General features: G+C 45.6%; 10 protein-coding genes. 6 read left to right on the top strand and 4 right to left on the bottom strand.

All coding sequences use genetic code 11. The annotated features are described in order from the left end of the window. The first annotated feature begins 90 nt into the window (after positions 1 to 90). The 5 genes from QUA57_RS13175 (at position 91) to QUA57_RS13155 (ending at position 6,631) form a co-directional block, all read left to right on the top strand. On the top strand, positions 91 to 597 hold the full coding sequence (locus QUA57_RS13175) for a hypothetical protein (protein ID WP_333040303.1): 507 nt from the start codon (positions 91 to 93) through the stop codon (positions 595 to 597). A 74-nt stretch (positions 598 to 671) separates the two neighbouring features. Then, positions 672 to 1,262 carry a Uma2 family endonuclease gene (locus tag QUA57_RS13170; protein WP_333061349.1) on the top strand — a complete coding sequence of 197 codons (591 nt, stop codon included), beginning with the start codon at positions 672 to 674 and terminating at the stop codon, positions 1,260 to 1,262. A gap of 220 nt (positions 1,263 to 1,482) precedes the next feature. Then, positions 1,483 to 4,773, top strand: a complete 3,291-nt coding sequence (locus QUA57_RS13165; RefSeq protein ID WP_333061348.1) for a DEAD/DEAH box helicase — start codon at positions 1,483 to 1,485, stop codon at positions 4,771 to 4,773. A 15-nt stretch (positions 4,774 to 4,788) separates the two neighbouring features. Next, positions 4,789 to 5,613 (top strand): SWIM zinc finger family protein, encoded by an 825-nt coding sequence (locus tag QUA57_RS13160; protein ID WP_333061346.1) that lies wholly within the window; start codon positions 4,789 to 4,791, stop codon positions 5,611 to 5,613. Positions 5,614 to 5,851: 238 nt separating this feature from the next. Then, complete coding sequence (locus QUA57_RS13155; protein WP_333061344.1) at positions 5,852 to 6,631, top strand: photosystem II S4 domain protein; 780 nt, start codon at positions 5,852 to 5,854, stop codon at positions 6,629 to 6,631. Between the two features lie 202 nt (positions 6,632 to 6,833). Here QUA57_RS13155 and QUA57_RS13150 read toward each other — a convergent pair whose 3' ends face one another. From QUA57_RS13150 to QUA57_RS13135, 4 genes are all read right to left on the bottom strand, one after another. Further along, the gene (locus QUA57_RS13150; protein ID WP_333061342.1) at positions 6,834 to 8,309 is read right to left on the bottom strand and encodes a hypothetical protein; all 1,476 of its coding nucleotides are present in this window, start codon (positions 8,307 to 8,309) and stop codon (positions 6,834 to 6,836) included. A gap of 90 nt (positions 8,310 to 8,399) precedes the next feature. Next, the gene (locus QUA57_RS13145; RefSeq protein WP_333061340.1) at positions 8,400 to 9,935 is read right to left on the bottom strand and encodes a CHAT domain-containing protein; all 1,536 of its coding nucleotides are present in this window, start codon (positions 9,933 to 9,935) and stop codon (positions 8,400 to 8,402) included. Then, positions 9,875 to 11,620: a tetratricopeptide repeat protein gene (locus tag QUA57_RS13140; RefSeq protein ID WP_333061339.1), complete on the bottom strand. Its 1,746-nt coding sequence runs from the start codon at positions 11,618 to 11,620 to the stop codon at positions 9,875 to 9,877. Before QUA57_RS13140 ends, QUA57_RS13145 begins: the two co-directional genes overlap by 61 nt. A gap of 130 nt (positions 11,621 to 11,750) precedes the next feature. Next, a complete protein-coding gene (locus tag QUA57_RS13135; RefSeq protein WP_333061337.1) occupies positions 11,751 to 12,554 on the bottom strand; it encodes an SDR family oxidoreductase in 804 nt (267 codons plus the stop codon). 82 nt (positions 12,555 to 12,636) lie between these two features. Here QUA57_RS13135 and QUA57_RS13130 point away from each other — a divergent pair, with 82 nt between their 5' ends. Continuing rightward, positions 12,637 to 13,971: a hypothetical protein gene (locus tag QUA57_RS13130; protein WP_333061336.1), complete on the top strand. Its 1,335-nt coding sequence runs from the start codon at positions 12,637 to 12,639 to the stop codon at positions 13,969 to 13,971. Positions 13,972 to 14,101 lie beyond the last annotated feature (130 nt).

Below are 14,101 nucleotides of genomic sequence, written 5' to 3'. Positions count from 1 at the left end.
TGAAAATCCCCCAAGTGCTTAGCTAGTATGTCTTTTCGGTCTATAATAGACTTTGGGTATTCAAGCCTAACTATCAGGAATTGTTTTCTAATGAATTATCTTATCGCCGTACTGTCCGATCGAATTCAAGCCGAAGCTGCCTACTGTGCTCTCGAAAAAGAAGGCTTGCCTATGAAGCAAGTGAGTATTTTGGGCCGCGGCTACAAAACTGCTGATGAATTTGGCTTGATCGACCCGAACCAGCAAGCGAAGAAACAAGCTAAACTCATGGCTATTTGGCTGATTCCCTTTGGCTTTATTGCTGGCGTTACTTTCAGTCTGATGACTGAGTTGAAGACTTTTGCCTGGGCGGGCGAAATTGGCGATCACGCGATCGGCGGAGTGCTAGGTGCGATCGCCGCTGCGATGGGCAGTGTGTTTGTTGGAGGCGCGGGCGGTATGGCTTTTGGTAGCGGCGATGCTTTGCCCTACCGCAACCGTTTGAATGCGGGTAAATTTTTGATTGCGGTTAAGGGTACTGATGATTTGACTGGGAAAGCTGCGAAGATTTTGCAGCAGTTTAAACCGGAAAATATCCAAGGTTATACAGAGACTTAGTTATTTGTTTGTTAACAGTTGACGGTTAACTGTTGACTGTTGACATTCAACTCGTGTAATATTTGGAGGCAGTTATGGAATCACAAACTATTCTTCTACATTCTCCCCTAGAATTAACGCTCGAATTAACAGACGAGCAGTTTTTTCAGTTGTGTATAGACAACCGGGATTTAAGATTTGAGCGAACTGCAACGGGAGAATTAATTATTATGCCGCCTGCGAGTAGCGATACAGGCAGACGGAATGCGGAGCTAAGTTTTCAACTCGAAGGTTGGAGCCGTCAAAATAAGCATTTGGGAATTGCTTTTGATTCTTCAACTGGATTTAAACTGCCCGACGGTATTGATATTTCTCCCGACGCTGCTTGGATTCGGCGCGACAGGTGGGATGCTTTAACTGCGGAAGAAAAAAAGAAATTTGCGCCGATTTGTCCCGATTTTGTGGTGGAATTGCGATCGACCACTGACTCCCTAGAAAAATTGCCGACTAAAATGAAAGTGTATGTGAAAAATGGAGCTAGGTTGGGATGGTTGCTCGATCGCAAAAATAGAAAAGTAGAAATCTCCCGTCAAGGTAGAGAAGTAGAAATTTTAGATGAACCTGCAACTCTGTCAGGTGAAGATGTACTACCCGGTTTTGTTTTGGATTTAACTGATATTTTCTAAATTTGTAAGAAGACTCGGCGGTTTCAACTGCATCTATAAAGTCAAAAGCTGCAGAGGCGGGTTAAAGAGTAAAGAATACAACTGGGATAAAATTACGTTATTCTCTTTAGTCGGCATCCAGCAGACATGGTTTATATAAACCTGCTTTCAACCGCCTTCTTATCTTTTCCCACTCATTCATGATATGATAGGCTGCCAAAGGTTGCGTTTGGTATGACCTATGAAAATCCTCCACGGGACTTGGATTCCTCAAGCAGAAGAGAGTTTTGTTCAAGGTGGAACTTTTTGTCTTTGGGTTGAAACCACTGAAAAGAAAAAACAGCCTGCTAAGGTTCATCCCCGACAATTGGAGACGGCACAGTTAAGAGAGTTTCTAACGAAAGAAGCCGGGATTCAACTGCCACCAGTCAACAATACAAGTGCGATGGGGCTAGAATACGCGATCGTCCCTCGGTATTTTTTACTGCCCACTGCCGACAACCAGCCGTTGCCATCTTTAGAACTAGCGCGATATTTAGAGACAGAGTTACCCGAAACATTTGAGTTGGAGTATTGGGAAGTTGATTGTGTGTCCATCGCCACCCACACTTTGACTAAAGTATTGAACGATCTGCATTTTTTTGCCCTCTACGATTTAGCAGAAGTTCAGTTTGGTTCAGACTTGCTATTTTGGTATCACTACACCCAAAGTTTTAAGCAAATTGTTCTGAAAGATCATTATATTCCGGCGTTGCGCTATCGAGAAACTGCTCCGATCGCGATCGCACCCATCGAAACATCCGAACCCGCGGAGAAAGCCACGCGCGGGCGTAAGAAAGCGGGCGAGACAAAAACCAAAACAACTGCAAAAACTCCAAAAACACCTGCCAAAATTGAACCCAGCTTTGAGATTTATCCGGGATGGGAAATTGTTTCAACACAGTACGAAACTGATTTACAACGCTATGTTGAATGGATGCCTTTAGTTTGTGTGTCCGGTTTTCGGAAGATCCAGCTACAAGATACACCAAAGTTCTACGATCGCGAACGGTTGCTGCGGCATTTTTCCGAGTGTGCGATCGCGGAAATTGTCACTCAAACCCCCATCCCAGCATCGTTTGAAAATAAGATTGCGGATTCTTTACTGCAAATCTGCCTCAACCAAACACGAAAAATCGCGCGAGTAAGCCTTGAACAATACCGGCAATGGCAAACCTGGCGCGATCGCATTACGCGCAATCAATCTGCGGACTCATTCTCCCTCTGCTTTCAATTACAATCCCCCGAAAACCCCGAACAGCCTTGGGTTTTAGAGTTTCAGGTGGCTGCGAAAAAAGACCCATCTCTGCGGATGCCGTTGCAGGATTATTGGCGATCGCGATCGACTCAACAAAAACAGTTGCAAACACAATTTGGAGACAACTTTGAGCAACATTTGCTGACAAATCTCGGCTACGCTGCCCGCATTTATCCCCAACTTTGGCAAGGGCTAGAAACCGACCAACCTGTTAACATTACCCTCAGCTTAGATGATGCTTTCACCTTTCTCAGCGAGTCCGCTTGGGTATTAGAAGATGCCGGATACAAAGTGATTGTCCCCGCTTGGTGGACGCCGAAGGGACGACAACGGGCGAAGATTCGCCTGCAAGTCAAAGGGAAGGGCAGCAAGAGCGCTGCAATCAAGGGCAAAGGATTGTTTTCGGCGGATTCCTTGGTGGAATATCAATATGAATTGGCGATCGGGGGTGAACGGGTTAGCGAACAAGAATGGCAGGCGTTAGTAAATAGCAAAACACCGCTGGTGCAGTTCCGAGGACAATGGATGGAACTGGACAAAGACAAGATGCAGGAGATGTTGGAGTTTTGGAAAAAACATCGCCAAGAAAACCCCGATTTAAGCCTGATTGACTTTATGAAGTTAACGGCAGAAGGAGAAGCGAGCGAACAGTTGGAGGTTGAGCGCGATCGCACTTTATCGGATATGTTGGAGAAGCTGCACGATAAGAGTCGGTTAGAGTTAATTGCAGATCCAGCAAAGTTTCAGGGCCAGTTACGGGATTACCAAAAGCGCGGCGTTTCTTGGTTGAGTTATTTGGAAAGTTTGGGATTAAATGGCTGTCTTGCCGATGATATGGGTTTGGGTAAATCGGCGCAGGTAATTGCTAGATTATTGCAAGAGCGGGAAGTTTTATCTACTACAAAAGAGATAGAAAAAAAGACAGAAAAAGCGATCGCACCTTCGGTTCTACCCACGCTGCTAATTGCGCCCACTTCCGTAGTTGGCAACTGGCAAAAGGAAATGGAAAAGTTTGCTCCAGAATTGCGATCGCTCATACACCACGGCCCTGGGCGCTTGCAAGATGCCAAGGAATTCAAAGCCGCCGTCCAAGGTTGCGATATGTTGATTACTTCCTTTACCTTGGTGCGAAAAGATGAGAAGCTGTTGAGCAGCGTAGCGTGGCATCGCGTGGTAATTGATGAAGCCCAGAATATTAAAAATCCGAAAGCGGCGCAAACCAAGGCGATTTTAAAGTTACCCGCTACCCATCGACTAGCATTGACTGGAACACCCGTAGAAAATCGATTGCTGGATTTATGGTCAATTTTTAATTTCCTCAATCCGGGCTATCTGGGTAAAGAGGCGCAGTTTCGGAAGTTGTTTGAGATCCCGATTCAAAAAAATGGGAGTCGCACGCAATCGGCAGCGCTCAAAAAATTAGTGGAACCCTTTATACTCCGGCGCCTGAAAACCGATAAGTCGATTATTCAGGATCTCCCCGACAAAGTTGAGCAAAAACTCTACTGCAATCTCACCCGCGAGCAAGCTTCGCTTTATGAAGCGATTGTGAAAGAGGTAGAACAAGAAATTGACGCGGCGGAAGGGATGAAGCGCAAGGGGATGATTTTGGCGACACTGCTGAAGCTGAAGCAAATTTGTAACCATCCGCGCCAGTTTTTGCAAGATGAAAGTGAGTTTACACCAGAGCGATCGCACAAACTGGAACGGCTGATCGAGATGATTGAGGAAGTCAAAGCAGAAGGCGAAAGTTTATTGGTATTTACGCAGTTTACAGAACTGGGAAGCGCCTTGGAAAAATATATTAAACAAACGCTACATTACAACACTTACTACATCCACGGGGGAACCAGTCGCGAAAAACGGGAACGGATGATTTCAGAGTTTCAAGATCCAGAGTCTGAACCTTCGGTATTTATTCTGTCACTGAAGGCGGGCGGCGTGGGAATTACGCTGACAAAAGCCAATCACGTGTTCCATTTCGATCGCTGGTGGAATCCGGCGGTGGAAGATCAGGCAACGGATCGGGCGTTTCGGATCGGACAGCAAAAAAATGTGTTTGTGCATAAGTTTGTGGCGATTGGCACTTTGGAAGAAAAGATTGACCAAATGATTGAGGACAAAAAGAAATTGGCAGGGTCAATTATTGGTGCGGATGAATCGTGGTTGACTGAGTTGGATAATGAGGCATTTAAGAAATTAATTAGGCTCAATAAAAATGCGGTTCTAGATTAGGATAAACCCAAAAATATGTCACAATTTACTCGGACTTGGTGGGGCAATAAATTTATCGATGCGTTAGAAAGATTTACAGATTCTGGGCGACTCGGACGGGGACGTTCCTATGCACGAAACGGCAAGGTAAAAAGCTTTGCCATGAATGATGGGTTAGTGATGGCACAGGTGAGAGGCTCGGTTAATCCTTATTTTGGGGTTTATAAGGAGCCTCTGTACACAACTCAAATTGAGTTTGAGCCAATTAGTCAGGCAAAGTGGAAACTGGCGATCGCCCAAATGGCATCAAAAGCCAGCTTCATTTCCCGGCTGCTACTCAACGAAATGCCCGACAACATTGAAAATGCTTTCTCACCCCTCGGATTGCACCTTTTACCCAGCAGCCGCGAGGACTTTAAGACTACTTGCTCTTGCCCAGACTATAGCAATCCCTGCAAACATATTGCCGGAGTTTATTATTTGGTGGCGGCCGAATTGGACAAAGATCCATTTTTACTGTTTGAATTACGGGGGCTTTCTAAGGAAGTGCTGCACCGCGAATTGGCAAAAACGCCTTTGGGAATGGCGCTTTCTGCCGAGTTAACAGCGGATGCAGCGGCCCCTGTGGCGGTGGATTCCTATTACACGCAGGCGATCGCCAGTGAGGCGCAAACGGTCAGCCTGAAAGAGTTTTGGCACGGTGCGAAGCGATTACCGCAGACGATTGAGGTGGCAGCGCCAAGTGGGGTAAGTGCGATCGTGGTGAAGAAACAGGGAGATTTTCCACAGTTTTGGCACAAGGATGGTTCGTTTATTGAGGCGATGGAAGAACTGTATTTGCGGGTGAAGAAGAATAAGTAGTTGGGTGGACAATTTTGCTGCCATACTCGATCGAGATATTGCAAAAACTTTAACTCGAAGACTTCATAGATTTGGTACAATAATCGTGCTCATCATATCAGCTTTACCAGCAACTAAAATCATAAGATCGTTATTTGATGATTTTAGACTATAATTAAATTAGTGCGACTGTTAAAAAAGTAGACTTTTTAGTTACAGCAAACTTTGGCAATTTCAAATTAGAATCTAGCATTAACTGATGTTACAAAGAGAAGAACTGTTAAAAGGCATTGAAAACCGCGAATGTGTGGCGCGGGCGATCGACCAAGCGGAACAAGCAATTAAAACTTGGGAAGTTACTCAGACTGATTTTCTGTCGCCTCCAGAATTGGCGGACACTCTGACGGTATTTAAGCGGTTAACAGACGTGGAATTAGTGGCTTGGGGCGGCTACCCGCAAGCTGAAAGACAAAGAATTGCGATCGCGCGATCGGATATCCCGATCGACTCTGCTAGCGTTAACGTTGCTGCGGTAGAAATCGCTGGCAATTTCTTGTTCGATACAGCTTCTCACCGCGACTTTTTGGGGGCGATGTTGGGTACGGGAATTGTCCGCGAGAAAACTGGCGATGTGATTGTTTTGGGAGAACGCGGCGCGCAAGCCATTGTCATGCCTGAGATGGTAGAGTATTTGGAGATGAGTTTGCAGCAAGTGCGATCGGTTCCGGTACAAACGCGGCGCATTGAGTTGAGCGAACTCAAAATTAGAGAACCCAAAAAGAAAGAAATGACAACGGTTGAAGCATCCATGAGATTGGATGCTGTCGCCTCGGCTGGATTCGCAATGTCTCGCAGCAAAATGGCCGATTTAATTGATAGTGGCGATGTGCGAGTTAACTGGAAAGACGTTACTCAAGCTAGTTATAATGTCAAGTCGGGAGATTTAATTGCTGTTACGGGCAAGGGAAGATTGGAAATTGGGGAAGTTGCTGTTACTAAGAAGGAACGCTATCGAGTCCAGTTAACTCGATATTTGTAATTTATAGCCCAGAAACCGGGTTTTTTTACCAGCCATTGAGGACACGGCAGTGCCGTTTCCCTACCCCAAAACATCGTAGCAAGGGCGATAACTCGCCCGCAATCGCCCTTGGGAGGATATAACCATCGCCGGAGTATTAATTGTAGGGAAACGGCACTGCCGTGTCCTGATTTCTGCGGTGTCCTGATTTCGGCTAACTTATTTATCGGGGAAAAGTTTTCCTTACCCACACGGCGATACCCAGGATTAACAAGCCAAATAGTAAGCCAAACAGCACACTCCAGATAATTGTCGCAGCAAAGGGATGCAGCGGTAGAGAAAAATCGGGTTGCCATTGAATCGGTGTATCCTTGATTAGAGGATAGGCGGCGGAAAAGATTTGTCCGCCGCCTATCGCAGTTCCGACAAAAAAGATGATATTCTCAAGCTGGCGAGATCGCTTTTTCTCCCTGTCTTCCTGTTTCTTGTATAATTCCATCTGTTCCCTGTCCAATTCCACCTGTTCGATTTCCACCATCCCCCGCACAGTGGATATCGACTGCTGGAACAAATTTTGACTAGCAATCAGGTAGTTTAAATCTATTTCAATTTGCCGGCGATACTTATCCTCAGCTAAATCTAGAAACCTCTGCCAAAAATCCAGATTGTCGCCTGGAATGCACAAACCTCTAATTCTTGTCAACGCCTCACCATAATTTTCAGCATTAGTATCAATGGTATTTCTGTCTTCTTGCAAATATCGCACCTGCTGAGCAAAATCCCACATTTTAGTGTGAACTTCCGCCAGCAACTCCTTTAACTTCTGCAACTTAACTTGTCGATTTTGTTCGCTTTGTATTGCACCCAATTCGGGAAGCTTCTTTTCTAACTCGCCCACTATTTGCTGTCCTTGGCGATACTTTTTCCGAGTTTCGCCATACCTAAATACAATTTTAGCGCGAGAGCACAGCAGATTCATCAAGTAAGAATAAAACGCCGGCGTTGCGGATTCCAAAGTTTGGGGATTGTCTTGCAACCATACTAAAATGTGACACCGCTGACGCGCATCATCTTCTAGGCTGTCATACTCAAAAATCGGACTTCCGAATAACTTTCCTTCGGCGCGAAAGTCTACTGAGGCGGGCTGTTTATCCTGTACAAAAGCTTTAACAGATTCGTCAGCTAGTTTCCGGTAAGTATTATAAACTGCTGGTGCCGCGTATAATAATAATGTCTGTCCCAGAGACGGTTGAATTGCATTTGGCAACAAGCAACCTTCGGGATTTAATCGAGTTAAGTCCGCTACTTTTATTGTGACATTTTGATAGTAAAATGTCAAGTCTGCGGTGTAAGTATCCTGAACTCGCAGAGCATTGATAGAACCATCAAGTTTCTGGTTATCTGGCTGAGTAATTGGCTGGAACTTCAAAGTTTTTCCATCGGGAATCAGCAATTTTTCCCGAGTCAGATTTTCCTCTTCGCCGTCTGGATAATAGACGCCGTTTTTGTAGCAAATTAGCTTGTCTCTGAGGGATTTGAGTTCGTTGATGTTAAATTCTTTACCGACATTATCTGCTAGATTTTCCCACAAAATGTGGGCATTTTTTGCTACTTGCTTATAGCCTTCGTCCCTATCATCCCGCAGGTGGAAAGGATAGAGGCTAATGCTGGGATTTTTAAGTTGCCATTCTTGGCTCATAATCAATTTTGTGAGATGTTTTCGAGTATTTATATCAGATATTTGGGGCTGGCAAGATGCCCACCCCACAAGATTTTAATGGTTTCTATCCTAGGAAGGTGTTTCTGGATTATTTGTTGGCGGTGCAGGCGGCGCAGACGACGGAGGCAAACCCAGTCGAATCTGATTTTCCTTCAGCGTTTCGTAAAACTCCCTGACGATTTCTTCAGGTGCATCGCTATCACCGCCGCCCGCACCCATTTGATAAATTTCGTTCTCTAAATTATCTTCAATTTGAAGCCGAGTTTCGCACCATTTTTTGATTCTTTGAGCGATAATATTGATATTATCGGTCGAACCAACATCAATCGCTGATAATTGTTTGACAAAGTGCGGCTCGGATATTTTCAATAACTTAGTGAAAGCCGCCACAATTTCTTCGGGTGTGGCCTCATCCGGAAGTGACATTACTAATCTCCTTAAATCAATCTTTTCAGTTGACAGCGGTAAAGTTTCGGTTTCGCCAATTAAGGTAAATGCAGCCCAAGCTATGGGACTCGGAAATCGAGCTTTTGTGGTTAGCATAGCACACCGCAAGGCGGCTGCTCGATTCTCGCCCCGTGCTAAATTTTGGTAGAATTCAGTCATTAGTAATTTGGCTGAAATCGCTCCCATATTCCACAGGGAAACGATGATGCTGGGGACTCCGGCGAGGATGAAGCAGCGCGACAATCCAATGACTCCATCTCCGGTGATTTTACCGCCTCCGGTGCTGCACGCGCTTAATACTACGAGTTCGGAATCGAGTTTTAATTGCAGGATTTCTGCGGCGTTAAGCGCGCCGTCGTCGGTGTCTCCTGATGGTGCTAAAATTATCGCGCCTGGAATGCCCGAACCTTGGAAATCGTCGAGGAGTCCGTGGGCGGATAAATGGACGATGCGCGTGTTTAGCATTCTGTCTAAAATGGCGACTTTTGTGGCATTTTCTCCGCTAATTGCTTCGGTTACTAAAGTTGCGGCAATGGCTTCGGCGGCTTCTTTTGCCCTGGGAATTTGTCGGAGTTTGTAGGGATTTTTGTTGAATTTTGCGGCGATGGTTGGATCGCCGACAATTAGGGCGGCTTGTCTCAATCCTCGCACTCGGTTTTGATGTTCGCGGGTGATTTCTAATACTTGGATGGATGGGCTGGTGAGGATCGTATGATTTTCGATTAGGTAGCGGTTGTTGCTATCTTGCAAGGCGGCGAAGGGAACTAAAAATAAGTCGTAGTGGGGGACGAAGATGATCGGGGAAGTGGCATCGGTGGGGAGTAAGTCTAGGATGGGTTCGATCAGGATTTGATGGAGGACTTGCAATAGGGGAAAGCGGCCTGTTTCGTCTCGTTTGTACTCGGATTCTAGCTGAATTTTGTTGCCTTCGTCGTCGGTTTCATCGGTGCCGATGGAGACGCGGGTTTTGAGGATGATTTGTTTGAGGGTTTGGTTTTGTTGGTTGAGGGGTTCGCGGTTGGCGGCGCGATGGGTGATGTTCCCGTTTGGTTGGATTACCCAGATGTAAATTTCTGGATTGACAATCGAATATTCAACTATTGTGGAGTTTCTGTCGCGGGCGATTTGTTGGATTTGGGGAATAGATAACCCCTCCAACTCCCCCTTGCTAAGGGGGGCTTTGAGAGGTTTGCTTCTTCCTCAAATCTTGATAACCCCCCCAACCCCCCCTTGCTAAGGGGGGGCTTAAGAGGGAGGATTTTAGATAACTCTTCTTCCTCTCCTTGATCGGGGGGGGACTGAGATAACTCTTCTTCCTCCCCTTGATAAGGGGGGGACTGAGGGGGGGTTGTTAATAAGGTTTGTCGCAATAACTCGACGAAGGCACGGGTACGCGACATTTCAGCTATTTCTAAGGCTTCATCAAATTTAGATTGGGCAATTAGGACTTGTTGCAGCAGGCGATAGGCAGATATTTGGGTTTCAAAGATTGAGGCTTTGTGGTCATTACTTACCAATTCAGAACGCAGAGTTTCATGAATTGCGATCGAGGCGCGAAGTGCTGTTTCAGCTTCAGCAAGTTGGTGAGTTTGTAGGAAAGCATTTCCCAAATTGTTGAGAGAGATTGACTCTCCCACGCGATCTCCGATTTCCCGTTTAATCACTAAAGACTGTTGGTAAAATTCGATCGCCCTGTGGAATTGCCCTAGGGAAGCGTAAGCAATGCCCAAATTGCCGAGGGAAGTAGCTTCTCCTTGGCGATATCCGATTTCCCGTGAAATCTTTAAATACTGTTGGTGAAATTCGATCGCCCTCTGGTATTGCCCTAGGGATTGGTAAGCATTGCCCAAACTCCCGAGGAAATTAGCTTCTCCTTGGCGATATCCGATTTCCCGTGAAATCACTAAAGACTGTTGCTGAAAATCGATCGCCTTCTGGTATTGCCCTAGGGAATAATAAGCATTGCCCAAACTCCCGAGGGAATTAGCTTCTCCTTGGCGATCACTTATTTCCCGTTTAATCACTAAAGACTGTTGCTGAAAATCGATCGCCTTCTGGTATTGCCCTAGTGAAAAGAAAACAACCCCCAAATTGCCGAGGGAAGCGGCTTCTCCTTGGCGATCTCCGATTTCCCGTGAAATCTCTAATAATTGTTCGTAAAATTCGATCGCCCTGTGGAATTGCCCTAGGGAATAATAAGCATTGCCAAAATTGCCGAGGGAATTAGCTTCTCCGTGGCGATTTCCGATTTCCCGTGAAATCTCTAAATACTGTTGGTTAAAATCGATCGCCCTGTGGTAGTGCCCTAGGGATTGGCAAGCATTGCCCAAACTGCCGAGGGAAGCAGCTTCTCCTTGCCGATCGCCTATTTCGCGTTTAATCACTAAAGACTGTTTTAGGAATTCGATCGCCCTGTGGAATTGCCCTAGGGAATAGTAAGCATTGCCCAAATTTCCGAGGCAATTAGCTTCTCCTTGGCGATTTCCGATTTTTCGACAGATAGTTAATGCCTGTTCCCAAGAATGCAAAGCTTCTCGAAATTGACTTATTTTATACTGCTGATTGCCTTGTTGAAACAGTCTTTCTGCTTCCGCTTGTCGGGTGACTGCCACTGAGGTGTTGTCATTCATCCCAAGCAGTATTCCGGCACAATTCATCAACCGATTAACGTTATTTAGTTGCCCAAATCTTCTAAGATTCTCTGCCTCTTCTAGCATTGCCGCCACCAAGCCATCATCTAGCAATTCCGGGTGAGTTTTTAATACCTCCGCTTCTTCGCCGCTGGAACTATTTAGCAGTTGATTTATCAGATTGAGATAGGCTTGTTCGCGTTCTGAGTTCATTGCGATTTGGGATTTGGGATTGTGCGATCCATTCATTTATTAAGCGACTTTTGGGAAAATTTGGGTTAGGGGCGATCTAATGTTTGTCCTTGGGTGGGGGCGGGTTTATTTATATTGTCGATGATCGCGATTATTCCTCTTTCGCCCGAAACACCTTTTCTACCGACTTCACCAAAAGTTCTCGCGGCATCAATCGAGGCAGATTGGCGATGATTTGATTGGGAATTCCCCCTGTCACAACATTAGACTCATTTTTCTCTAAAGCTTTCAAAGCATCTCGCACTACTTCCGCTGCGGGAACGAGTTTTTGCCCGCTGCTGGATTCCATTGATTGAGGGAATTCAGCTACTGCGAAAAAGTCCGATTCTGTCGGCCCTGGACAAAGGCACAAAACGCTAATTCCTAAATCTTTGTTTTCCGCCCAAAGCGCCTCACTGAAACTTAAAACAAAAGCTTTAGTCGCTGCATACATCGACAAGTATGGCATCGGTTGAAAAGCTGCGATGGAGGCAACATTGATGATACTTCCTGCTTTTCGCTGCCGCATTCCCTGCAAAAATAAGTGGGAAAGTTCAACTAATGCTACAATATTTAGTTGCACCATTGTTAGTTGTTTCGCAAGCGGGCGATCGGCAAAAACACCGTAATCCCCAAAACCCGCATTATTCACCAACAAATCAACCGTCCAACCTTTTTTAACAACCGCGTCAAATACAGCAGTTGTGGCTCCGGGTGCGGTCAAATCTTGAACGATAATTTCGACTAAAATCTTGAATTCCTGTTGCAGTGTAGCAGCTAGCTGTTGCAATTTGTCTTCGGAACGAGCTACCAAGATTAGATTGTGCTGGCGTTTCGCTAATTCGGCGGCAAAGGCTGCACCAATTCCGCCAGAAGCACCGGTGATTAAAGCAGTGGGCATGAACTTAATTCGCATTATTTAATAGAAAGTTTATATATTTTAACAATTATTGTGACGGGGAACCGGTAAAATAATTAAAAGGGAATAGGTGAGTTTTATGGCGCGTCTTACCGATCGAGCTTTTGAAATTTTGCGGGCCGAAGTTCACAAGTGCGCGGCGGCTGATAATCTAACCGGTGATGTCTACCGACGGATGGTAATCAAGCGGTTGGAGAAGTTACGCTTGCAAAACGGCACTTTCGCCTCAAAAGAAGAAATCCGCGATACCTTCAAAGACGAATTTCCCAACTTCAGCGAACAAGCTCTCAAAGCTGCCGTCAAAGCCAACCGCCCGCCCGGATTGTTCGATCAAATTATTTTTGCTGGGAGTTTGTTGGGAAGTGCTGCGGGGATAATTTGGCTGCTAAATCTACCTTTTCCGATGATTCGCTGGCCCGTGGCGAAAACAATGCCGATATTGTTGCTGCCGAGTTTTATCAGTATGGATCACAATTACCGGCAGGCGATCGCCCTTGTGGAACAATCCGATCAACTGGTGAATAAAGCTACGGCTGTCGCTGATTTTGACTTGGGCGAAATAAAAGCAAAACAAGCGCAAAAACACCTCGACGCCTTGCCGGTGTGGTTCCTCGGCTACTATCCCCAAACTTACTGCAATTTTTTTGGCTGCAGTTGGCGGTTTACACTCGATGAATTTGAAGCCGCCCGCAAAAATGTCGGGCGGATGGAGGCTCAGATTTTTCAGCAAAAAAATGCTTTTACTCAGTTAAATCAAGTCGAACAAACGCTAAAAGCCGCGAAACAGGAGTACCAGCAAGCCAAAACTGCCACAGATAGACAAAAAGCGACGGTAAATTGGCAAAGTGCGATCGACCAACTCAATCAAATTCCCGCCGAAACCCTCGCGGGAGAAACGGCTAAAAAAACACTCAAAGCAGCAGAAAGAGACTTTCAAGCAATGGGCGGCGTCGCCACCGGTTCTGTGCAGGCCGACAACTTAATTGAAGCTGCCAAAGAATTTGCTCTCTCCGCCGCCGTCGCCTCCCAAAAACCTCCCCATCCCGCCGCACAGTGGGAGCAAATAGCAGGATTGTGGCAAGAAGGAATTAACCGACTAAAATTAATTTCTGTGGATAATCCTGGCTATCTCGACGCTCAAACTAAACTCGCTGAATATCAAAAAAATTTAGGAATTACCCAGATTAGACTGGAAGCAGAAAAAGATTCTGCAACCGCTTTGCAAGAAGCTAAAAGCTTGTTGGCAAACTTGCAAAAAGATGTGAATTCTCAAAATCCCGGTTACTCCCTCAGCCAGTTGCAAGAAATTATCAATCAATTAGAATCCGTCAAACCCGGAACCACTGTTTATCCCGAATCCCAAAAATGGCTGCAATCTGCTCGCAAGAAACAGCAAGAATGGCAAAAAAATTAGTCAGTTGTCAGTTGTCAGTCAACAGTTAACAGTCAACCGTCAACAGTCAACCGTCAACTACAGCACTTCCGGGTGTTATGAGGTACAATAAGAATAGATTAAAAAAAATACACCAATGAAAGCATATTCA

The organism is Microcoleus sp. Pol7_B2 (genome assembly GCF_036701035.1).
GTDB lineage: Bacteria > Cyanobacteriota > Cyanobacteriia > Cyanobacteriales > Microcoleaceae > Microcoleus.
The sequence above is the reverse complement of the archived record's forward strand: the minus strand, read 5'-3'. Positions and strand labels throughout refer to the sequence as shown.